This window comes from Sphingomonas sp. BK580 (assembly GCF_014194975.1).
In the GTDB taxonomy this organism is placed as follows: domain Bacteria; phylum Pseudomonadota; class Alphaproteobacteria; order Sphingomonadales; family Sphingomonadaceae; genus Sphingomonas.
In genome coordinates this window covers 486278-508068 of record NZ_JACIAY010000003.1, presented here as the reverse complement: position 1 = coordinate 508068, position 21791 = coordinate 486278, and the positions used below count along the sequence as shown (strand labels likewise).

Here is a 21791-nt window from a genome sequence, read left to right as displayed (position 1 = left end):
TTCGCCTGGGTGGCGACAAATGCCTAGGGGTGCCTTTCCCTGAGGGCATCCTCGACCTTCTTCGAAAACCAGAACTGCAAGATCCAGCAAACGAAGAATAGGCCGAAGGGGAGCAGTATCAGCGGGGGCACAGCCCGTTATGACCGCAGAGATCGGCTTCGTAAACGGACAGCCGGCCGTGTCTGTTCGCCGGGCCGCGGGGTCGCCAGTCCTCGTTCGCACCGGATATCAGCTGGAGTTGCCGCTTTAGGCGTCTCCGTTGAGAGTCGGCCGATATACGGGTTTCGAGCGTCGCCGACGAAGCATGTTTCCGCGCGGAACGTAGCCGACGCGCCAGACCGGAGCGGCACGCCGAGCCAATAGGACGCCAAAGCCGCTGCAAGCTTAGCAGCGGCGAGGCGCCACCTTGCTTGCGCAATCCGCTTCCCTTCATCGTTCGTCCCGACGCGTCGGGAACACTGGGCCTCTGACCGTCATGCGGTCGGCAGGATACGGCCGCTGTAGCTTCACAACCTTGTCGTAAGGGCAGGAGAGCCAGCGATCCTGATCCTCTGACTGAAGCACCGTGATCATAGCCTTGAGGTGCACCGGCACGACCAGATCGTTGGGATCGCAGGTCACCATCGTGAAGCCGCGACCTGCCTTGGTGTGTTGCCAGAACTCTGCCACGGCAAAGACAGGCTGGTCCGTGCACGCGAACCACATCTCGCCCTTCAGCGGGGGTTTACCGTCGCCGAGATCGCGCTTGTCGGGCGTCCACTCGCAATATTCGGTCAAAGGCACGAGACAGCGGTTCGCCGGGTTCTCCGCCAGTCGCCGCCATTGCGGCAGACCGAGTTTCTTACGTTCGTCATAGGCCATGCTGCTTGGCCGCCGAGCACGTCCCAGGCCATGACGTCGACGCCGCGTACGCCTTCCTGGTCTCGGATGACGTAGGCTCGGCCTTTGGGCCTCAGCTCGGTAGGGTCGAAGCGGTTGTCGTGCGGCTTCCCGGTCAGCCAGTCCGTAGAGCCGACGAGCCTATCAGGCTCGTGCTGAAGGCGCGCTCGGTTACACATGGTGCGACGGTAGAACGGCACAGGTTCGATCGGCCAGGATCTCCGCGGTTCGGCCGCTGTGCACTACCGGAGATCGCACCCGTCCCGAGAAGGGATCAACTCACCGAACCTGCGGTGGCGCCACTCGCGCGGAGTAGCCATATCCATGAGGTGCATTTCTCAAACGACAACGATCTTGAGCAGACCGCTGCGGCTCTCGTGCAGCGTTACGGGGTCAAGGCGCGGCAGCATGTCGTCGACCAGATCCTCGCAGCTATACGAATGAGCGATCTAGGAGCTGCGAAGCGATGGGACGAGGTTGGGCAGGTTGTGGACCGCAATCTTGCGGCTTAGCTAGCGCTCGTTGTGCCCGCGCGGTCGCTCAGGACAAGATCGCCGCTGCTTCTAGAGCATGCGCGCTGATGACCGCTCCTGAAGGCTACGGCGGCGACGTTCAGCCTCAAACCCTCGCATCCAGTCTTCGCGCTCGCTCGATAGAAGGTCTGACATGTAAGGGCAATCTTCTACACAGCCTTGCGGCTTCAGCCCGGTAAGCCGTCCCTCGTTGTACGGGTTCAAGAACATTCCCTCATCTAAATTTCCCGGCTCATACTCCAACCGGTTGTGCTAAGGCTAACATTATTAACGGCATGGTAATGGTAATAAGCCAGCTTCGCCTCACCGTGTGCCTTCTCAGGGGTGCTCGGCGCTAAAACGAGGGTGTAAGTGTTGGGCAAGTCCGAGCGCGCGCTACTCCAGGCTCGAGTAAGCGCAGCTAATCGCGAGCAATACGCTCGTGATTGCATGAAGCAGATTGAGCGCGAGCCGATCCGCAGTGACGCAGAAGGACGACACACGGCGCTCCAGCCTGGCTCCGAATAGCGCTGGCTGGAGGTCTAGGTCGCTCTTCGCCGTTGGGCTAGCAGTCTGCGTTGGACAGCAAGTTCCAGGCAGAAAGAGCGCCGCGCCCAGATCGGTTTTCACCGACCGGCACCTCCCGATACGGAAACGGCAACCATTCCTTCACGGATGGGCGCGAGCTTGGAAGGTGAAGCGGCTTGGCAAAAGCAAGTGGCGTCATTTCCCCGCCTATGGCGGTCCTGAAGATGGCGCGATCGTCATGATCCCAAAAGTTGCTGACTGGCACGTAGCGCGCCGTCATGAGGCCGACGGGTGCGAATTCGACTATGTGCTTGTAAACGTCATCAGAAACGAGCTGGTGGTGGTGCCGAAGCGAGACGACCAGCTTGTCTCCGCATATGGCTCTTCGCTGGCAGGGCAGTCTCGCAGTCACGACGTGTTAGCGGCAGAGGTCGAGCGGCGCGGGCTGAGCTTCTAAGCGCAGATGAGGAGCGGTCTCGCAAGGTTCGCGCTAGCTGCCGCTGTCCCGAGCGGCTTTGGAAAGGGCCGTGTAATGACCATCTCCGTTCCAGTATGATGCCGGCATGATGCACCGCTACTACCGGCAGAGCCCGCCCGCGTTCATTCTTGAGCGCCCTGAAAACGGCAGGCCAAAGCTAAACGGCATCGTCAGATTGCCAGATAAACCGCATCGCGTTCACCACTTCGTGGAACTTGGTGGGATTGTTACTGTGTACGTCGTGCCGGTTTAGCGCGCCGATGAGGCTTTAGGTCAATTGCGGGTTTGGTCAGCCGGGTGTCTGCACCTGCCAGCCGCGTGTCGTCGGACTCGCCGCTGCTCCATCCCGGAACCGTGCGGCGCTGTGGGTGTACGATCCACTATCGTGCACGTGACGCGTCCTCTTCCTTGAAGAGCCGTATCACCTCTTCGCACGTTTCCATAACGAAGAGGGCTGCTCCGTTCGCGGCGTAGATGGCGGTTTGCTCCTGATTGGCGGATCGGACGTGCCAAACCGTGGAGGGATTGACGGCAATTTTGGATCCGTCCTGCGCGGTAAGTTCAATCATGCCGCCACCCGTGAGGCAAGACGCGCCGAAGCGTCGGCGTGCTCATACATTGCGTTCACCTCGGCTGCGTAGAGATCAGCGAGGCCCTGGTGCGAGGTGCGGCTGGACGAGCATGCGGCGCTGGCAACGCGCCCAAGCGACGTCTGATGGCGGGCGAGAAGGTAGTTAAGGTCCATGAGCGGCTCCCGTCTTGTAAGCGGGAGCGCATAAGTCTCACAGCCGCCAGCGCTTACATCTGAAAGCCAACGATGTGTCGTATGTAGGGATTGGATTCTAGATTACCAGCAGCACCACTTCCGTCTGTCGCACAGATTAAGCGGCTGAATTCGAATCATCGTATGAACGACGACCGACCTTCGCTTACTCCCGAAGCGTTCGCCGGCTCGGGTAATCAGGAGCGGAACGCCGATTGGTCGAACACAACCTGGACGATGAAAATCACGCGATGGTCGCGCTTGTGGCTGGGGTAGAGCGACGCAGGCTCGATTTCTGAGGCGCACTGCCGACCGACCCTCGCCTACAAAGCCGTGAGCAATCACCTTTCCGGAGCAGCGGCGCCGGAAGGCTTCGCCTCAGGACCTTCTGGCGCGTTCTCGACGCCGGCCGTCTCAGGATCGGATGCTGCATTTACCCGCGACATGATGCCTTTGCCGGCTTTATCATCAGCGACATGGGCCTGTTTGCCCGAGCTATCTTGTTGATTTTCTATGATCGATGTCCTTGGCGTGGGTGGCGAGTGGACCCGGAACGGGTGACCGCATGCCGTGGACCCATAGTGTTCAAAATATCGTTGACAGGACCATTTACGCGCGGGCCGCGAAAGCGGAGCGCAATCGGCTGTGAGCAGCCCCCTCTTTCCCCCTGCACTAAGTATTCACTCACATTAGTGGGTTGCTGACTATGCAGGAAAGGCCTTTCATGACAGTCTTATGGCATGCGAACGTTTGGTCCACCGCAGACATCATCAGCCGCGTTCCGGGCACAGGCCGATCGCTGCCGCCGCTTGGCAGACGAAATGGGCAATGAATGGGATGCAGAGAACCTGCGAAGTATCGCGCGTGAAAACGATGAGCGCGCTTTCCACGCTCAGCTGATCGAGCATCAAACAGCAAAGAATCTCGATAAGGAGTAGGAAGCTGGGCCGGCATTATTCGTGAGGTCGGCCCGCGCAGCCTGTCGGCGCTTCAGCTCTGACGGAGCATCTCCGACGCTCGTTGACTTCATTTCAAATGACGGCCGCGTGCGTCGACGCAGTGCGAGCATTCACTCAGCGTCAGTAACGCTGGTTAGCTTGATGTAAGTAAACTCGGTGGCGCGAAGGACAGTACTACCGTACCGCCACGCCACGACCCCAGATCCTCAACCATGAGGGTCTCACCTTTGGCCCGGCAGATCCGTTTGCCGGGCCTCTTTACGCCACTGCTGAGCCGGTCGCTTGAAGGAGGCAGCGTGGACCAGAAGGCGAGCGAATGGGTGCCGCACAACGGGGGAGGGCTTCCGATCGACCCTGAGGAGCGCGTCAGGGTTCGCCTTCGATCGGGTAAGGTCATGCGGGTTGCCCGAGCTAAGAGCCGAGTCTGGGAGCATGCTCTGATCGGCATCCCAGCATATCAGATCGTACAGTTCGAGATTGTGCCGTTGAAGGTGCAAGGTTGAGACGGCTCTTCGCCTCTTGCTTTATCGCTTTTCTCCTGCGACAGGCGCTCCGCTCGCGGCGCCGGCTCTGCACTAGTCCGGGGCGTCGCGGGCAACCATATTTGGCGTTAATTGATAGCGGCTGTGTCTCGAGTGGATGCGGCGCGGGGCGCTCCGCCATTATCGCGCGTGCGGAGTGGGGTTCGGCTCCCGGCCCGCGACGAGGAAGGCACCCAGCCGCCGTCGCGTACCCTCGCGCTGCGCAGCGGTTCGTGCCGCGACTTGGCCGCGCTGTTCCTGTGGGCGGTGCGGCGGCTGGACTTCGCGGCGCGGGCGGCGTCCGGCTACCTGTTTGATCCCGGGAGCGTGGCGGGGGATGTCGGCGCCACCCATGCCTGGTGCGAAGTCTTTCTGCCGGGCGCCGGCTGGATCGCCTTTGACCCTACCCAGCGTCGATTGGGCAGCGCCGGGCTGGTCGCGACGGCGGTCGGCGTGACCAGCGAAGCAGTGTTGCCCGTTGTCGGCGGCTTTCTAGGCGATGCCTCCGATTTCGCCGGCATGGAGGCGAGCGTCGTCGTGACGGCCAGCGCATGAACATGTGGCAGCCTGATTGCTGCTCAACACAAGAAAGAAAACAAGCAGGCTGTTGAACGAACGCCCGTAAAGCCGCATCGGCGTCGAGAACGGACGTTCAGTTAGCCGGCAAGATTTGGCCAACGGAACAGCTACACGGCACGGCCAGCAGGTTCGAACCCCGGGATGAACGAAGATCCAAAGTTGGACGGCGGGCAGGTGGCCTTCGATGACCAGTAAATGCGTCCATAATCATCCCAAGCACTGCTTCCCGTCCTTCACTCGCGATCTCTGGCGAGCGCAGCCTCGAGATCCGCCTGGTTTACGGTCATTGTGCGTGTGGTACCGCCGCTGCGTAGGATGAGGAGGGTAGCGATGCGCCGGTATACCGTCCGGTCATTCCCCTCAACAATCTCCTCATCAACTTCCAAGTCGTACGTACCGGCGGGTTCGGGTCCGTCGAACCCGGTCAGTCGAAAGGCCGACCTAAAAGTCACCGTGGTTTTAGTGGTGCGAACCCCCGTCATCGTATCGACCGCCCTCGGCCTTCGAGGGTTACCCGGGCGCAGGCGCTGAGAGCCGCGCCGGTCGTTTCGGTCGACGCGGCTAGGCGCCCCCTACAGACAGGAGGCGTCGATGAAAGCTCACCTTGAGGCTGGAACGGCTTGATCAAGCGTGAGCCAGACCGCGATCGGGGTTCTCGCTGAGCGCTCGATCAAGTTGCTCGCGTTGGCAGCCCTTCTCGGCTTTAGTACGGGTAGCATCACCACCAATCCGTACCGGCCGTTGCTCCCGCTTTTCGGCCAGCTGTGCTTCTGCGCCCCACGCGTTTGCGGCGATCTGGGCTAGCTGACGAACATTCGCGAGCGGCGCTCCGGTCGCTCGCCTCCTCTGGAGAGCCTCTTGAGCCCGGCATAGTGCGGCTGAGGGATACATATGATGTTCTCCGATGGTCCGGTTGCAGTCTCAGATCTTCTTGGTGGTGGAAGCGGGTGGGGCGCCCTTGAGCGAGGGAGCGGACGCGTTCTGCTTCTCAGGGCCCGGCTTCTTAGGTTTGCGTGCTTCTTTGCTGCCTTTGCGCTGACTCTTCGCCATGTGGTCCTCCGAAGGTAGAATTTGATTCTTTGATGTTGTCGCTAAGCTCGCTCAGCTTGCCTTCGCGTGCTTTGTGACCCGGCAGCACGTCTTTCGCTGATGATGCCCAGAACGTTGCTGCTTTCATAATGAGCAGGTCGTCAACGGCATTGTGGCCTGGAATCGAGTACAAACCTCAATCCACCTCTGTCATGCCTTTAAACTTCGCTCCCCGATCGCCAATCTCAGGCGCGAGGATCGGCTTCTAAGTCGCCTCGAAGGAACTTAGCGTCAGATTAAGCCTTAGCGCCATACGTCGCAGATCAACGATCTCACGACCAAGCATCTGCGCCAGCTTACTGCCTGTGTGTCCCATAGAGACGCCACTTCGCAGGGCCGTGATGTCGCTTTGCGTCCAGCGTCGCGAAGGATTGCCCGCGGACGTCTCCGTCACGAAACGAGGTGTCGTAGAAGCCATTCACGTGCTCGTGCCGACGTCAACGAGCTAAGATAGAGCATGATGATCAGGGCGGTGGGGACGAGCCAGATGATGCTCAGCGTCACCAGGAGCCAGATCAAAGCTCTTGCTCCGACACCAAGTTAGCGAGGACGACATCAACGCTGCCAGCTGCGCTCACGACAGAATAATGATGAAGAATGGGCCGCTCCTCCCTTTGCTCGTCGAAATTCTTGATGCGATCGGCGTAGCCGGTGGCTAAGCGCCAGTGAGACGATTGCGCTTCGGGCGAAGCGGCTGTGGCTGCTCGTCCGACGGATACCTGTTGCCGCCCATGGAGTTCTGCGAGATTCATCCATTTCACTCCGCGCGTAAGCGGGAGCGCGAGGTCTCTCAGCCGCTGGCGCTTACGAAAGGAAGCCAGCGATGCGACCTATATGAGCGATAACGCTAGCAAATACAACAGACCGACTGGGCTAGCAGCCACACAGCTGGGCGGCCATCGGTCGTGCCCACAAGCGGGCAGCACGGCAGAGATACCTTCACCTCAGTCACCCGTCCCTTTGCAAACGCCGCCGATCATACCTGCTGTACCCCCACGCATTCCCGCTGCCACGTCCGTTTGGGCCCACTTGCAGGCCATCCAGGCAATTGCGCGAAGGGCCTAGGAACCTTGAACACTGAGACTAACGAGCGACCGAATCTGGGGGGCCGGCGAGGCGCCCGGAACGACCGTGTGTGGACGCCCCTTCGGATGCAAGAGGGTGTTGAAGAGATTTTAGCGCGGGTTCAGGTGCTTCCGTGTGTCCGGCCTGTCGATGCAGCCTTCATCACGGCTGCTGGCCTGAATGGAGATCGCGGATCGGGTCCAGATCGCTTTTGCGCGCTCAGGGCGCCTGGTCATTTCACTGGTTTTCCCGACCCCGTCTTCTGACCGTTGCGCCATTTCTCTCTGCTGACCTTCCCTGCGTCCCTGACGCCTCAAGCCTTGGCGGTTACCCCGCGGCCGGAGCTCTGTAGGTGCCGCCGTGCGCCATCAGCGCCCAGACGATCCGTGCCATCTTGGTCGCGAACGCGACGGTGACCAGCATGCGCGGCTTGCGCGCGAGCATGCCTGCCAACCACGCGCTGGCCTTATCGGGCTGGCGCGCCGCGACCTTCGTTGCCTAGCTTGCCCCGAGGATCAGCAGGCGCCGCAAGCTGCGCTCGCCCATCCTGGTCGTGCGCCCAAGCCGTTCCTTGCCGCCGCTCGAATGCTGTCGAGGAACGAGACCGAGCCAGGCGGCGGGCTTTGTCAAAGCTAATGCACCCTCGCAGGTGATTGGGGTAGGGAAGCGAATGCCCCGCCCGCGGAAGCCAGCCAGCCCGTTCCGCTACTTCAACTCGTCACCCGAGGTGATCCGGTTGGTGGTGCTGATGTACGTGCGCTTCCCGCTGTCTCTGCGTAACGTGGAGGACCTGCTGTTCGAACGCGGGATCGACATCTGCCATGAGACGGTGAGGCTGTGGTGGAACAGGTTCGGCCCGCTGTTCGCGGGCGAGGTGCGGCGCCAGCGGGTGAGCCGCATGCGCGGCTTCTGCCATTGGCGCTGGCACCTGGACGAGATGTACGTGAAGCTGAACGGCGAGAAGGTCTACCTGTGGCGCGCGGTGGACCACGAGGGTGAGATCCTCGAGAGCTACGTCACTAAGACTCGCGACAAGAAGGCAGCGCTCGCCTTCATAAAGAGGGCGCTCAAGCGCCACGGCTCGCCCGAGGCGATCACGACCGACGGTCTGCGCTCCTATGGTGCAGCACTGACCGAACTCGGCAATCGCGAGAAGCAGGAGCTGGGTCGCTGGGCCAACAACCGCGTCGAGAACTCGCACCTGCCGTTCAGGCGACGAGAGCGGGCGATGCAGCGGTTCCGGCAGATGCGAACGCTACAGAAGTTCGCCTCAGTTCACGCCAACGTCCACAACCACTTCAACCACGAACGCCACCTCGTCGACCGCCAGACCTACAAGCAGCGCCGCTCCGCGGCGCTGGCAGAGTGGCAGGCGCTCGTCGGCTGATCCAACGCGAGCCGAGGGCGAGGTGCATCGTGTAGAGACGAGTTCGCGTTAGACTGACAGCACCGGCGCGCATCGTTGAGCTGCTGACACACGGCCCCAGCACACATGCCACCGACGTTGATATAGCCGCTCAAACCGGTTGGATGGCAGGACGCGATGTTAACCAACCGCCAAGCTGATTAGGTTCATAATGGCGCAATGTCGCATTTGGCTCACATCGATAGAGAAGACGCGCGCTTAGCCGCACTGCGCGCGCTCGAGCTGCTCGACACACCTCCCGAAGCTGAGTTCGACGCCATTGTCGCCGGTGCTCAGCACCTGTTCGACTGCAAGATCGCCTATGTCGCGCTCATCGACGCTAACCGGCAGTGGTTCAAGGCGAGCTGCGGCCTAGACGCGTCCGAGACGTCACGCGAGGTGTCTTTTTGTACGCTCACGATCGCGAACGACGACCTGCTGGTGATTCCTGACACGCACGCCGATGAACGGTTTGCGCACAACCCCTTGGTCGTTGGACCGCCTCACGTCCGCTTCTACGCTGGTGTGCCGTTGCGGGTGAAGGACCCGACTTGTGAAGCTTTGCTGCCTATCGGTACCATTTGCGTGGCGGACGATCGGCCGCATAGCCCTGCTGCAGATAAGCTCGCCGTGCTCACCGGCATGGCGCGGGTGGTCGAGGCACTGATTGACGCTCGCCGGCTTAGCCGAGACAGCCTGCGCCTCGTCCTCGAGCGACAGGATGCGCTCGACGAGATGGCGCGGACGCAACGCCTGCTCACTCATGCCGAGAGGATGGCGCGGATTGGCTCGTGGCGGCTCGAGATTCCCACCGGACACGTTCATTGGTCCGAGCAGACCTACGCCATTCATGCTCTTGAGCCGCACTTAGACGAGCCACTCGCCGAGGCGCTCTCCTTCTACTCAAAGCCTGACCGAGCTCTGTTGAACGACGCGATCGAGCGTTGTGCCCGCGACGGCACGCCATGGGACCTGGAGCTGGACCTCACTGACGCCCGCGGCGTCGTGCGCCGCGTGCGGACGCTCGGCGAGATCGATCGTCGCGGCGGCGAGCGCGTCGCGATTATGGGCGTCATCCAAGACATAACGGAGCGGCATCACTTTGAACGCCACCTACTCGCCGCCGCGCGAACTGATGAGTTGACGGGGTTGCCGAGCCGCCGCGCGTTCAATCTTGAGGTAGAGCAGCTGCTCAACACCGCGGGTGACAGCCCGCCTTTGCCGTTCGCATTGGCTATCATCGACCTAGACCGCTTCAAGGAAGTGAACGATCGGCTCGGCCATGCCGCAGGGGACGATGTGCTGCAGCGCATGGCAGGGAAGCTGCAGGGGGCCGACTATCTCGGCGCGAACTTCGTCGCCCGTGTCGGGGGTGACGAGTTCGTCGTCCTCATGATGGGAGGTGACACTAGCGATCGCCTGCCGGGGTGCTTGAGCCGGCTACTTGCAGACCTACGACTTGAAGTCACCGATCGCGGGGACATTATCCAGGTCTCCGCTACGATCGGCGCCTGCCTCTGCGATGAGGAGTTGCGCAACCGATCAGCGCTTTTGAAAGCAGCAGACGACGCCCTTTATCGCGCAAAGGCTCGGCAGCGAGGTGTCGCTGCAATTGCGGGACGCGAGGAGGTTATCAGGCGTGATCCTCACAGCTGCTGAGGGATCGCGCTTGCTGGGCACCTGCGTCGGCACGCTTCTGTTCATGCGCTCAAGCCGGCGCTCGTTAGCGTCGTGCAGGAGTCGCTCACCTCGCTGGAAGACGATGTCACGGCAACCCCCGTCGCCATCATGCCCATGGATCCTCGCGGCGCCGCTCCTGCCCAGAGATGAACGTATGGCCAAAGTTGGGTAGCTTCAAAGAGCCCGTCAGCGTCCGGTTCTGGGTCGTGCCTCCATTCTAAGGGAGCGAGTGTCTGGTCGCTGTCGAAGGTACTGCCCATAGGGACAGATCTGCTCGTTCAGGGCCGCGCGCGGCCCCGCGGTGATCGTGAGCATATGAACCTCGGAGTTGAGACTGGAGCGCCACCGGCCTACGCTGGTCAGGATGACGCAAGAGCCTGAGCTTGGCCGCAACGTAACCGCTCAAGCGGTTATCGACGGGTTGACTCCGCCGCCTCAGCGGGCGGTGACTGATGGTGCCAGAGAACCTGAGCCGTTTATTCGTCAAAGAGCACTTGAGCGCTACCTTGCGCGGCTTCAGTTAAGCTCGAAGCTCTCCTCAACAGAGATCGAAGCTGTTGCTGGCCTAGATGGTGAGGTGAAGGTTGTGCGGGCTTACCGCGACATCACACGCCTTCCAGGCAGCGATATGAACGTCACTTTGGTTGCCAAGGGAATGATCGGGCGCTTTCACCTTTGCCCCTCTGGCAAAAGGGCAATCACTGCTGTCTACATGGCCGGTGACATAGCCGACTTGGAGTCAGCGTTTCTGCCGGCGATCCGCTGGAGCTTGACAGCTCTGACGCCGGCGACGATCGTTCGCATTCCTTACGCACAGCTTAGATCGGTGATCGTCGCCAATCCCGGTCTGGCTCTCGCGTTCTGGCATGACATGGCGATCGAAGCTTCCGTTCTTGAGCAATGGGTTATCAATCTGGCGTGCCGAAGCGCTGAAGCTAAACTGGTTCACCTACTATGCGAGTTAGGCCACCGGTTTGAACGAGCGGGATTGGGACGGCGAGACGACTACGTCCTACCGATGATCCAAGCACAGATCGGCGACGCCATTGGCCTCACCGATGTGCACGTGAACCGCATGCTTGGCTCGCTTCGTCGCGCCGGGCTCATCAAGCCGGACGGCCGGAGGATAACGATCCCAAGCTGGTCGAAGGTCGCAGCGATCGGCGGGTTCGATCCTCGTTATTTGCACGGCTTGGCGGCGGGAGCCTCGATCAACTGAACTTCCGTTGTAAACCGACAACCGTAAACGCGGGGGAAATACCCGGCGCTGTGCTCGCGTTGGCGAAGATCGGGGCGGAGGCAATCTCCGCCGCTATACCACCTCGCTGTCAAGGCTCGCACCTGAGTTACTCTTGGGTTACGGCGAATCGAAATCGGGCCACATACGATTAGCGCATGCCGGAATTTCGCATCAGCATCACAGACGACGAGGCGACCAGCGAGGGCATCGAGCGTCATGAGAGCTACGCCGCAGCACGAAGGTCTGCGGTGCAGACGGCATTAGCGTTTTTGTTCGATCGCGAAGTGCTCCCGCCAGCGCTAGCCGCAACCTGTGAGATACGAAACGAAGAGACGGGGCTTGCCAAGCGATTCAATGTGGATCTGCACGTTGGAGGGGACCGTCTGGTGTGATAGCGGCGAAGGTCACCCCCGCCGCGATCTACCCCTCCATGATGGCGTGAGATCAAGAGCTAGGGGTATAGATCAGACAGTAGCCGCGGGATCCGCAATGCGCGACGGAGTAGCGGGCTCGCCACACGGGGCCGCCGCAATTCATTACTGTTAGTTGCATGAGCCGAGATAGATTTTTGACTGCCTGCTCGCAGGTGGTGCGGCCCATCTTGAGACCGGTGGCCGGCGTCGCATGCGCTGACCGTGGCGGAGGCAACCTCCGCCGCGGTGCTCGGAACCGGCGTGATTGATCCACTTAGGCTTTGAACCTGGATCTAAGCGGCGTTGTAAGAAGCCGTCGTGATGGCGGCATGCCATCATTCTAAATCTCGATATCCGATGCCGCCGGCAGCAGCGAAGGCAACGAGCGACACACCACCTACTCGGCCGCGCGGAAGTCGGCAGCGCGCTCCGCCGTGAGCATTCTCTTGGAAAGGCGGCCGAGCTCGGCCCCGCGCATCGCCACCTGCGAGATCAGACGACGAACGCCGTTAGCCGGGTCGATGTCGAGGTGAAGGTCGGGCCGGATCGGCTTACTTGAACGCGGCGGAGATGACCTCCGCCGCAGTCATCCGGAGGGCACGTCCGGTAACGCCCATAGGCAGCCATTCAGCCCGATCCGGTGGCATTGCCCGCCGAACCTCATTGCGGCCGAGCCACGTCGCTTTAAGGTGGGCTGATGCAGCGTCGTCTCAGACACCTTGCCTTCAAGATCGGCCTGCCTGTGCTAGCAGGACAGTACCTGTCCGACTGGATCGATAGCGGCTTTAGTTTCGCTCTCGATCACTTCCCTGTGCGAGCCATCCTCCTCCTGTCGTTGCTACTCCTATGCGCAGCTTATCAAGAGCATCGCGCACGCAAGAAGCAGACCTTCCGCTAACTGCCAATTGCCGACATCTCGTCCGTATGACACGTTTGCTCGATGCGATCCGCACTCTTCCGTCCCGCTACGGCCCTGCTCATGCTGGCGATCCTCGGGATCGGCAGTTGCAGCCGGCCGCTCAAGCGCTTGAATGCGTCAGAGAGCCGGAGCTGCGTCTCGCAAGGCGGATACGAAAGTCGTGGCCCTTTCGGCTACCCGTTCTGTCAGTTCCGGTATTCCGACGGGGCAAGATCTGCTCAGGCAAATTTGATTGCCAAGGCCAATGCATTCTAGAGATCGCCGGCTCACCCGGGTCAGCCCCTGAACCTGGAGCACCTGCCCTCGGCGTCTGCGAAGCAGAACGGTCTACGTTCGGCTGCTATGCGACGGTCGAGGAAGGCAAGGTCTCACCCGAAGGCGGCGTCTGCGTCGACTAGCCGCAACGTCCGCTTTCCTGCCATCAGGCCAGCCCGACGCTACGTGAAGCGCCCGGAAGGCTCGAGCGGCGAGATGAACGAGCGGCCGGAGCTGGGAAGCGGGGAGGGGCACCTGGATGACCGGTTCTGGGTCGAAGCCACTAAGGCTCTTCCCGCGCATGTTACCCCGGCGTCACCGACCTTCAGGCCATCTCTGCACGGTGCGCCAACATCGATTCACGGCAATGAACCAACCTGATCGGACCGCTCCAGCGTCAGGCCATCGCGACGTGGCGTCGGCGCCGTCGCAACGCCGCGCCGATCGTGGCGCAGCCGGTCAGCATCCGCCCATGTCGCGGGCTCCGGCACCGGCGGCGCATAATCATAGGTTGGTTTGAAGTTCAGCCATCCGCAGAGATCCTCCGCTCCCGGGTCCCAAAGCACCGAGGAGCCCGCGGGAACCTGACAATAGCTCGCCCCGGCCAACCCAGGAAACACAGTGTCGCCCGGCGCGGACGAGAAATAGCCGAGGTCGAGATCCCGCCTGCGGCACCGGAGGCTTCCTTGCCTGCACCATCGACTAAAAGCAGCAGTTCGTTAAATCGCCGATGGTGAAGGGGAATGTTTCGCGTGTCGGCACATCGAGCGATCATGAGACAGATCGCAGGCGGCTACCTCGAATACACCTGAATTGCTCCCCTCCATCATAATCCCAACATATCGAGGAACACCGTGCGCTCGTGAAGCTCGGAGCGGAACGCGTCGTCGATCGGTTGCTCGAAGGGAAGGTCGAGCGTCTCCACCTCTCGCAGCACGAGGCGACGGCGGCGTCCAGCCGCCGCTGGCGAAAGTGACACCCGCATCGGCTGGTTGAGCGCACCTGAGATCTCGCTCCCTGGTACGCGTGTCCACGCACCGCCCCCTCCCTTCAGCGCAAGCAGCCCATCTGCTGGAGCGGCACCATCAGCTTCTTCCACTGCGGTCATCACGCGATTGAGGTGAGGACCGGCTGGTGCAACTCCCTCCAACGTCACGTCGAACCCACCGATGGCGGGCAAGATCGTCACCGTCCGATCGACCGGAAGCGGGAGGAAGTCCGTCAGGATGCTCGGCGACAGCTCCAACCCCGCCAGGCTGTTCGGCTGGTACCGGGCCAGGCGCAGGCGGACGAAGGGCGCATAGCTCTCCGCCGCCGCGCCCGGGAGCGCGACATCGGCGTGCCATCGCCCACTCGCCCGATCGTAGACCACGTCGCAGGGCATCGCGGTCACGGGCGTCCCGTCGTCCATGGTCAGCGGTATCGCGGAGGTCGGGTCGGCGAACATGCCTGCGTCCAGTCTTGAGGCCGGCAGCGCCGTATCCCAGATTGGATCGCGCAAAATGCGGCTGGCCCGCCCATCCGACGGCGCACCGTCCGCGGCGAGCAGAACCGCCAATCGCTCGCCGGCGCCGGATCTGTGCCACGGCCGTGCTAGTTCGATCCGGAGCCGTCCACCATGACGGCGTCGACGGATGGCACCGGCCGGCAGACCGGCCGCCGCGGGATCCACCGTCTCCCAGGCGTAGGCCGGGCCCGCCGCCAGGATGATGGGGGACAGAGGGATCGCCGCACTGGGGACGTGAGTGACGAGGGAGTCGCCGACGTTCGCGAACGCGGAGCCGGGCGCATCGTCGAAATAGTTCGCGAAGCGGCTGATCGCGGTCGCCACGTAGCTGATCGTCCGGTGCGCGGTGTCGCCCAGCTCGTGGTTCAGCGTGGGAAGCACGGCGATCCCCCGATCAAGCCGCAGTGGGGCTAACAGGTCCGTCCGTCGCGTCGGCGGCGGCATGGGAGCGTCCGGGGCGAGCCCGTCCAGCGCATAGGCGGGATAATCGACGAGTTCGTCCCAACTCGCGGCGACGTCCAACTGCGCGGTGCTGGGGATGTGAACGCCGATCATGGGAGTGGACGTAGCCGCCGTCAGCACCGCGACCGTGGCGCCCGGCGTCCGCGTCACCTCGAAGGCTCCGGAGGGCTTTCCCAACGGCCGGCGGACCGCGTGGACCAGGCGCAGGACGCGTGGCGGCGTCACCATCGGGTGGCGCCCGTCCACCACCGCGACGTCCGGCGCGGTCTCGGCCAGCCAGCTCGTGATTTCGAGATCGTCGATGTTGTCCGATGTCGGGAAGGATGAGAGTTCGACCTCGATGTCCGCGGCGGGCGGCAGGCGGACCGTCAGCACGGCGCCACTCTCGTCCGCGGTCCACACAAGCAACGGCTCGCCGTCGGACTGCGCAGCAAGGAGCAGCCGATTGCCAGTGAGTCTCGGCCATTCGCCCCAGCCGATGTCGGCCGTCGCCCCCACCTCGAAGCCCTCTGGATTTCTGCGGACGAACGCAGCGACGCCGAACGCGGCCGGATCGTGCAGCCAGTTGAAGGTACCATCCGTCGCGGCTTGCGGCGCCGCCATCGCACGACGCGCCCTAGACCAGGTCGCCGCATCGTCGCCGTCAAGTCGCCCGTGCTGCTCGGCGATCGCGAAGGATGTGGACGGGGGCAGCAGCCAGCGTCGATCGTTGTGGGGATAGCTTGGATGTTCCGCGACGAAGGCAGCGACGTCCTTCATGTCGGCGGGGTCACTGCGCAGAACCAGGCGGTCGATCGTGCCACCGGTGCCGAACGGGTTCTTGGGGGCTTCGTCCCGTGGCGCGTCCGCGGGCGGCTCGGGCGCGACGAGATCGGGCGGCGGCGCGATCTCCGGTGGCGGGATGGGTTCGTGTCGGCGGTAGATGATCGTGCCCGTCGCATAGTCCGTGCCGGTGAGCTCGTCCGCCTTCAATCCGCCACCGGCCATGTCCGCCACCCGCAGGCGCAGGCGATAGGCCTTGCCGAAGCGGAGCTGTGGCAGAGGTCGCGCAGCCCCGAAGGTCCAGTCGAATGCGAAGGGAAGGGGGAGGCGGCTCGCCGCGCCGGGCACCGCACCGCTTCCGTCCAGCACCGGTCGCGCGCGTGCGAGGCTCCATCCGCTCCACCGCGCGACCACCTCGCTCGTCTGGAGCTTCCCGTCGCTCCCCAACGCGACGGCATCGGCCTTGACCTGCCCGTCCTCGACGGCACCGGCCGTTCCGATCGTCCTGCCGTCGACGGTATAGGTAGCGCTGCGTTCGCATAACGACACCCAGTCGCCCTGCGATTGCGGGCGAACGTCGACCCGATAGCCCAGAACCAGATCGTCGGCGTCGAGCACGTGTTCGTCCATCGCAACCCGGAGCATGCCGGCGCGCCCCCGTGCCGCGCGCCGGCCGAACTCCGCCTGCCGCCCGGCGCGAAGGAGCGTCGGCCCGGTGGAGTGGAGCGCGGGCAGCGACACGCCGTCGGCCATATCGCTGCTGGCGCCCGCCGTCGCGGCGCCGTCGCGCAGACGACCCACCGCGCCGTCGACGTCGAAGGTGGCGACGCACCACTTGCTCGCCATCGGAGCGTCAGGAGCGCTCACCATCCGCGCGCCCCCGAGGTCGACCATGCCCTGCGCGAGGTCGCTGTCGGCCGCGGCGAAGGGGAGGAAGAGTGCACCGTCGAACGAATAGTTGGTCCACATCGCCGTGAACGTGATCGGCGGTGCGCCGGCGCCGAGCGTGCAGTCCACGGCGACGCGTCGCGGTGGCCCGACGACGGGGGAGCGTGGCAGGTCGGCGGCGGCGATCGACAGTTCGACGATGAGGCCGAGCTCGATGAGGACGGCGCTGTGTTCGCGCAACATCGACACGCTGCGATGAAAGTCCGGCACCTGCCATTCCTCGGGCGTCAACCCGCTGTCGGGGGCAACGGGATCCGCGTCGGTCCAGGTCGCATATTCGGCACGCACGACCGTCGCGGCATCCTTCACCGGGTCGACGTAGGAGCGGGCCGCTGTGGCATAGCTTGACGCGACGCGCGACGCCTTCGTCGCCGTACCGTCGACATGAGGTTCCGGGTAGGATTGCGGCTGCCATGGATCGACGGGCATGTCGGCGGAGAAGAAGGCGCGCCACGTCTCGCTGTCGCCGCGGGCGGCGGGCTGGCGCACGGGCAGGGAGGTGGCGGCGCCACCGTCGGCCGACGTCTGTGCGGAGAAGGTCGCGTTCACCAGCAGCGTCGGCCAGTCGTCCAGTACGTACGCCGAGAGCGGTGACGTCGCGTCGGCTCGGAGCCGCGGCACGAAGAGGAGTCGAAGCCGCGCCACGCCATCCCTCACCGCGCCGCTGGGGACGGCAACCATGAGCATCTCTGTTGTCGTCACGCGAAGTTCCTCCGGTAGGCCTGCCACGCTTCGAGGCCCGGCGCATCGTCCTCGAGCGCGGCCGTCTCCACGAAGCGCCGGGGCGACGCCCGGAGGCGCGCGTGTCCGGCAGGACCGCCGAAGATCCGCCACTCGCCGCTGTCCAGCTCGAATCGGTGCGAGTAGAGCGTCAGATCGACCGCGATCACGAGCTTGGCCCGGCCGACGAGGCTGTTGTCGGAACGGTAATCGAGTTCGACCCTCAGTTCGATCGCAACCGATATCAGGCCGAGCAGCTCCACGCTTCCGCCGATCTGAATGTAGCCGGTCAGCGACACGCTTCTATCGGGCAGCAACGCGTAGCGGATGCCGCCGAAGGCGTGCACCTCCGCCTTCGCCACACCTAGGTTCAACGCGATGGCGGCGCCGAACTGTAGCGATATCTCGAGCCGGCGCAGGCCTTGATAGGTCAGCTCCAGATCGACGTAGCCGCCACCGCCGAACATCAGCACGGTCAGGGTAAAGGGCTTCTCTCGCGAGGCGAAGCCCAGCCGCAACGCCACCGGGTCGGGAGTGAACGGCACCGTGAGCCCCGCGCTGAACAGCAGGTTGCTCATGACGAAGGAGAAGGCCTGCACGTCGGGAACGGGCAGTTGGAAGGTAGCGTCGGCCTGCGATGCGGTGACGTGTACGTTCGGGAGCTTGTCGCCCAGGCCCACCCGCTCCTGAAGCACCTGCAGCAACGCGAGCTTGCCGACCAGGGTGGCCGTGAGATTGCCGACCTTGAGGGTTGGCGTTTCGCCCAGCACCTGCCTGTATTCCAGGCCGCTGAAGTGAACGTTGATGAGGGGTTCGCCCGGCGGCATGTTGAGGCCGAAGCCGCCGAGGGTGCAGGTCGTCTCGCTCTTCGTCGAGGTGTTCACGACCTTGATCGAGAGGCTCGACGCATCGTCGGGGACGAAGACGGGTTTGTCCGCCGGCGTGGCCTTCAGTTCGATGCCCGACCAGTTCATCTCGACCGTAGGGGGGCCGCCGGCGAGCAGCAGCGTCTTGATCTCGGGCGGTACCTTGATGTTGGTGACCAGGTCGCGCAGATCAAACCCGAACAGCGAGGCGCCTTCGTCGAACAGCTTGCCGGGGTCGAGCATGCCCTGCGCGTCGCTCGCCACCTGCGCGGCGACGTTGATGAGGCCCTGCGCGCGGGAGATGCCGTCCGCGACCATGTTGGGCGCCGCGAGAGCGCCGACCCGATCCTTCGCCTCGGCGAAGTTGAGCTTCAACTGCTCGACGGCCCCGTCCGCCACGACCCGGCCGAGGATGCCGAACGGAACCTGGCTGACGCGCGACGCCGCATAGTCGGCCGCGTAGCGGAGGCGCACGGCCGGATCGGTGTCGAGGAGCGAGCGCAGGCTCGCCATGCCTACCTCGGCCGCCCAGGCGCGCGGATCGGCCGGAAGGTGTGGCACGTTGGGAAGCTGCGGGAGGCCGAGCGTCGGCAGGAAGCCGCGATCCAGCGCATTCCCCACGATGTTGAGCCGGCGTACCTCCTGGAAGCGCACGTTGACCGCGGGATCCGATCGGGTCACGCCGATCTGCGCCGGAAGCTCGGGAGCCAGATCGATGGGCACGCCGGGAAGCTCCACGATCCCGTCGTCGTTCTCGGCATGCGCCTGCTCAACGGCCGCTAGTACGCGCGCATCGGCCAGTGAGTGGAGAGGCGCGCGCAGATCACCGGCGATGTCGATGTCGGCGACGAACCACATCTTCAAGTTGAAGTGGACATCGGGACCAGCGCCGAAGCAGCGGATCGGGAAGGGAACTGGCTGACCGGCCGTGTGCGGCTGGAAGAAGACCTCGTGATCCTCCGTCCCGAGGCCGAGTTCGACGATCAGGTCGACGATCCTGCTCTGCGCTGCGCGCGCCGCTTGCCAACCGACGTACTCGGATGCCGCCTCGTCTCCTGCGGCGGCGCGATCCTCGACGACCGGACCGCCCATGTACACGCCTTCGCCGCCGTAGACTGCGTGCGTCAGCGCGGCCACTTGAGCGTCCATCTGCGCCAGCGTGTCATTGGCCTCGGCCAAGGTCAGCGCCTCGCGGGGGACGGTGTGCCACGACGCGTCATCCATATCCGTGAAGCGCCTCGTCATGATCTCGACGCCATCGAACGGGAAGCTGTTGATCAGCGCGGGCGTGGAGGTGGCGTCGCCGTGGCGGCGGACGGGCTCAAGGACGATGAGCTGCCTCGATTTGCGGAGCACCGCGGTCGCCTCGCCGCCGCTGCGTCGTGTGACCTGCTCGTAGACGGCGCGATGCCCAGTCGGGAAAAGCACGCCCTCCACCGCGGTCCGGACCTCCTGATCGCGACCGAGGACGATGCGCTGGTCCCACGAGAAGTGCGGCCAGCGCCCGGTCGCGTCGAGCGACCCACCGATGCTGGTCAGCGAGACGCGCCGGGCAAGAGCCGGTTCGGTCTGGACCTTGATGAAGAAGCGTTCGGCCTTTCCGAGTGGCGGTTCGAAGACGTCGGTCCGGCCCGCCACCACGTGCATCAAGCCGAGGTCTCCGGCATTATCGGCGTGCAGGTCCGTGCGCCACAGGGTGTTGGCGCCCGCCACGTCGAGCGGCTCGATGGGATGTTTCGCGTGGATCTCGGCGTTGCGTGCTCCCGGCGTGAAGGCGAGGCCAAAGGGCAGTTCCACGCGCGTGACGATGGGATCAACGCTCACCGTGGCGGTGGTCAGCGCCTGGAGGATGCCTGTCGTGGACAGCCCGACGACGGTGCCGGCCGCCGGTGTGAAGCCGATGCGGCTCGGGCCGGACAGTCGCGAGGGGCTGACGGCAGCCGGCGGGAACGAGTCGTCGCCGTTTACGACCCCCTCCACCACATGCTGGGGTGGGAAGGTCACGATCAGCCGCGCGTCCGGATCCTGCGCGATCAATCGGGCCCCATCGGGGTCGCGCACGAAGCCCGGCGCGGTCAGGCCGAGGACGAGCTGATCAGCCGCGCGCACGATGAGATATTCCGGCGGCGTGTCATCCAGGCCAGCGGCGAGCTCGTCCTCCAATGGCGTGGGGCGCACGACATCGAGCGTCCATTGCTCGACGGCCCAGGTGCCGGCGGCGAAGGTCCAATGGTGCAGCGAGCGGTCGCCCGCCCAGGCGAACACGTCCATCGTGCCCGCCGCGCGTGAGACGCCCGCCGGGTCGGACTGGAGCGCCTCCCCGCCGGGCTGAAGTCGCCCCCAGGCCCGTGCCCGGGCGTCCCACGACCAGTGTACCAGCGTTCCGTCACCGCCGCGCGCGAGCAGCTCGATGCTGTCGTCGCCAGTGGTGATGGGGAACGGCTTGGTGAGGAACGGTTCGGGGACGCTGGCCTCCGGACCGAACCAGCCACTCGGCGAGCCCGGAGCATGGAAGAAGCCGAAGCCCCAGTGCTTCAATCTCCCATCCTGCCCTCGCACGTAGACGTCCAGGCGCGGGAAGTTGCCGCTACTTGAGATAGACGTCAGCATGGTCGGCGCTTCGGGCATCTCGCCAGGCAGAAGGACCGGCGCCTTCCAGGCCCCGTCGACGTACTTCCACCACTCGGGAGTGCCGCTGTGACCGACCCCGACGACCACGTCCACGCCGTGGGGAGAGCGCGACACGATCGCCGGGCGTGCGATCGGATCCTCGTCCTTGATCCGAGGCGGGCCGAAATCCTCGGCGCCCTGGTCGTCGACGCTCGACGCCCAATAGCGTAGCGGCCCATCGATGCTGTGCGCGAAGATCATGATCCGTTCCGTACCCAGCGCGACCACGACCGGATCCGAGGCGATGCATCCAGGAAGGGCGCGTGGGCCGACGAGAGCGCGCGCCTCCTTCGACCAGCTCCACCACAGCAGCCTCTGGTTGAAGTCGCGTGCGAACACGTCGAGGCGCTCCGCTCCCCGGGTCACCGCCATCGGCGCGCCGGCGATCGCGCCACCCATGTCCAGCATCGTGGTGGTCGCGCCCTCCCGAAAGACGTGGAGCAGGGTGCTCGACGCTGAACGCAGGACCACGTCGAGGCGGTCCGGTCCCCATGAGGCAACCCCCGGCTGGTCGAAGCGTGGCATGCCCGTTCCTCCCACGTGGCGCTCCATGCGCCAGATCACACTCTGC

Annotated in this window: 14 protein-coding genes and 2 pseudogenes; 9 read left to right on the top strand and 7 right to left on the bottom strand. The window is 63.9% G+C overall.

Features of this window, described 5'->3' with window-relative positions:
- Window positions 1-429: 429 nt before the first annotated feature.
- A pseudogene (locus FHY05_RS08900) lies at window positions 430-1058 on the bottom strand (SOS response-associated peptidase family protein).
- Between the two features lie 1027 nt (window positions 1059-2085).
- Here FHY05_RS08900 and FHY05_RS08895 point away from each other — a divergent pair.
- Together FHY05_RS08895 and FHY05_RS08890 are read left to right on the top strand one after the other, a co-directional pair.
- Window positions 2086-2376 (top strand): hypothetical protein, encoded by a 291-nt coding sequence (locus FHY05_RS08895; RefSeq protein ID WP_183943993.1) that lies wholly within the window; start codon window positions 2086-2088, stop codon window positions 2374-2376.
- 106 nt (window positions 2377-2482) lie between these two features.
- Entirely contained in the window at window positions 2483-2650 is a 168-nt protein-coding gene (locus tag FHY05_RS08890) for a hypothetical protein (protein ID WP_183943992.1), read from the top strand.
- Window positions 2651-2777: 127 nt separating this feature from the next.
- On the opposite strand, the gene FHY05_RS22865 is transcribed toward FHY05_RS08890, so the two are convergent.
- Both FHY05_RS22865 and FHY05_RS08880 read right to left on the bottom strand, forming a co-directional pair.
- Window positions 2778-2966, bottom strand: a complete 189-nt coding sequence (locus FHY05_RS22865) for a flagellar FlbD family protein (RefSeq protein ID WP_183943991.1) — start codon at window positions 2964-2966, stop codon at window positions 2778-2780.
- 964 nt (window positions 2967-3930) lie between these two features.
- A complete protein-coding gene (locus FHY05_RS08880) occupies window positions 3931-4068 on the bottom strand; it encodes a hypothetical protein (RefSeq protein ID WP_183943990.1) in 138 nt (45 codons plus the stop codon).
- Between the two features lie 347 nt (window positions 4069-4415).
- Here FHY05_RS08880 and FHY05_RS08875 point away from each other — a divergent pair, with 347 nt between their 5' ends.
- The gene (locus FHY05_RS08875; RefSeq protein WP_183943989.1) at window positions 4416-4622 is read left to right on the top strand and encodes a hypothetical protein; all 207 of its coding nucleotides are present in this window, start codon (window positions 4416-4418) and stop codon (window positions 4620-4622) included.
- A 123-nt stretch (window positions 4623-4745) separates the two neighbouring features.
- Entirely contained in the window at window positions 4746-5195 is a 450-nt protein-coding gene (locus tag FHY05_RS08870; RefSeq protein ID WP_311732417.1) for a transglutaminase family protein, read from the top strand.
- A gap of 1628 nt (window positions 5196-6823) precedes the next feature.
- On the opposite strand, the gene FHY05_RS08865 is transcribed toward FHY05_RS08870, so the two are convergent.
- Together FHY05_RS08865 and FHY05_RS08860 are read right to left on the bottom strand one after the other, a co-directional pair.
- Window positions 6824-7060, bottom strand: a complete 237-nt coding sequence (locus FHY05_RS08865; protein WP_183943987.1) for a hypothetical protein — start codon at window positions 7058-7060, stop codon at window positions 6824-6826.
- Between the two features lie 640 nt (window positions 7061-7700).
- Window positions 7701-7991 (bottom strand): annotated as a pseudogene (locus FHY05_RS08860) (transposase); the annotation flags it as partial.
- 52 nt (window positions 7992-8043) lie between these two features.
- On the opposite strand from FHY05_RS08860, the gene FHY05_RS08855 reads away from it, so the two are divergent.
- The 5 genes from FHY05_RS08855 to FHY05_RS08835 all read left to right on the top strand — a co-directional run bounded on the left by FHY05_RS08855 (window position 8044) and on the right by FHY05_RS08835 (window position 13009).
- Window positions 8044-8760, top strand: a complete 717-nt coding sequence (locus FHY05_RS08855) for an IS6 family transposase (RefSeq protein WP_183943986.1) — start codon at window positions 8044-8046, stop codon at window positions 8758-8760.
- 198 nt (window positions 8761-8958) lie between these two features.
- Window positions 8959-10437 carry a sensor domain-containing diguanylate cyclase gene (locus FHY05_RS08850; protein ID WP_183943985.1) on the top strand — a complete coding sequence of 493 codons (1479 nt, stop codon included), beginning with the start codon at window positions 8959-8961 and terminating at the stop codon, window positions 10435-10437.
- A 385-nt stretch (window positions 10438-10822) separates the two neighbouring features.
- Window positions 10823-11677, top strand: coding sequence for a Crp/Fnr family transcriptional regulator (locus FHY05_RS08845; RefSeq protein WP_183943984.1), 855 nt, complete (start codon window positions 10823-10825; stop codon window positions 11675-11677).
- Window positions 11678-11853: 176 nt separating this feature from the next.
- The gene (locus FHY05_RS08840; protein WP_183943983.1) at window positions 11854-12090 is read left to right on the top strand and encodes a hypothetical protein; all 237 of its coding nucleotides are present in this window, start codon (window positions 11854-11856) and stop codon (window positions 12088-12090) included.
- Window positions 12091-12808: 718 nt separating this feature from the next.
- Complete coding sequence (locus tag FHY05_RS08835; protein WP_183943982.1) at window positions 12809-13009, top strand: hypothetical protein; 201 nt, start codon at window positions 12809-12811, stop codon at window positions 13007-13009.
- A 1102-nt stretch (window positions 13010-14111) separates the two neighbouring features.
- On the opposite strand, the gene FHY05_RS08830 is transcribed toward FHY05_RS08835, so the two are convergent.
- Both FHY05_RS08830 and FHY05_RS08825 read right to left on the bottom strand, forming a co-directional pair.
- The gene (locus tag FHY05_RS08830; RefSeq protein ID WP_183943981.1) at window positions 14112-17666 is read right to left on the bottom strand and encodes a hypothetical protein; all 3555 of its coding nucleotides are present in this window, start codon (window positions 17664-17666) and stop codon (window positions 14112-14114) included.
- On the bottom strand, window positions 17663-21745 hold the full coding sequence (locus FHY05_RS08825) for a hypothetical protein (RefSeq protein WP_183943980.1): 4083 nt from the start codon (window positions 21743-21745) through the stop codon (window positions 17663-17665). The genes FHY05_RS08830 and FHY05_RS08825 overlap by 4 nt, the downstream gene beginning before the upstream one ends.
- Between the last annotated feature and the right edge of the window lie 46 nt (window positions 21746-21791).

What these genes read in the sequence shown, in the direction of transcription:
- FHY05_RS08825 (WP_183943980.1), bottom strand. Translation starts at nt 21,745, where the DNA reads ATGCCACGCTTCGACCAGCCGGGGGTTGCCTCATGGGGACCGGACCGC.
- FHY05_RS08890 (WP_183943992.1), top strand. Translation starts at nt 2,483, where the DNA reads ATGATGCACCGCTACTACCGGCAGAGCCCGCCCGCGTTCATTCTTGAG.
- FHY05_RS08845 (WP_183943984.1), top strand. Translation starts at nt 10,823, where the DNA reads ATGACGCAAGAGCCTGAGCTTGGCCGCAACGTAACCGCTCAAGCGGTT.
- FHY05_RS08855 (WP_183943986.1), top strand. Translation starts at nt 8,044, where the DNA reads ATGCCCCGCCCGCGGAAGCCAGCCAGCCCGTTCCGCTACTTCAACTCG.
- FHY05_RS22865 (WP_183943991.1), bottom strand. Translation starts at nt 2,966, where the DNA reads ATGATTGAACTTACCGCGCAGGACGGATCCAAAATTGCCGTCAATCCC.
- FHY05_RS08840 (WP_183943983.1), top strand. Translation starts at nt 11,854, where the DNA reads ATGCCGGAATTTCGCATCAGCATCACAGACGACGAGGCGACCAGCGAG.
- FHY05_RS08835 (WP_183943982.1), top strand. Translation starts at nt 12,809, where the DNA reads ATGCAGCGTCGTCTCAGACACCTTGCCTTCAAGATCGGCCTGCCTGTG.
- FHY05_RS08850 (WP_183943985.1), top strand. Translation starts at nt 8,959, where the DNA reads ATGTCGCATTTGGCTCACATCGATAGAGAAGACGCGCGCTTAGCCGCA.
- FHY05_RS08880 (WP_183943990.1), bottom strand. Translation starts at nt 4,068, where the DNA reads ATGCTCGATCAGCTGAGCGTGGAAAGCGCGCTCATCGTTTTCACGCGC.
- FHY05_RS08865 (WP_183943987.1), bottom strand. Translation starts at nt 7,060, where the DNA reads ATGAATCTCGCAGAACTCCATGGGCGGCAACAGGTATCCGTCGGACGA.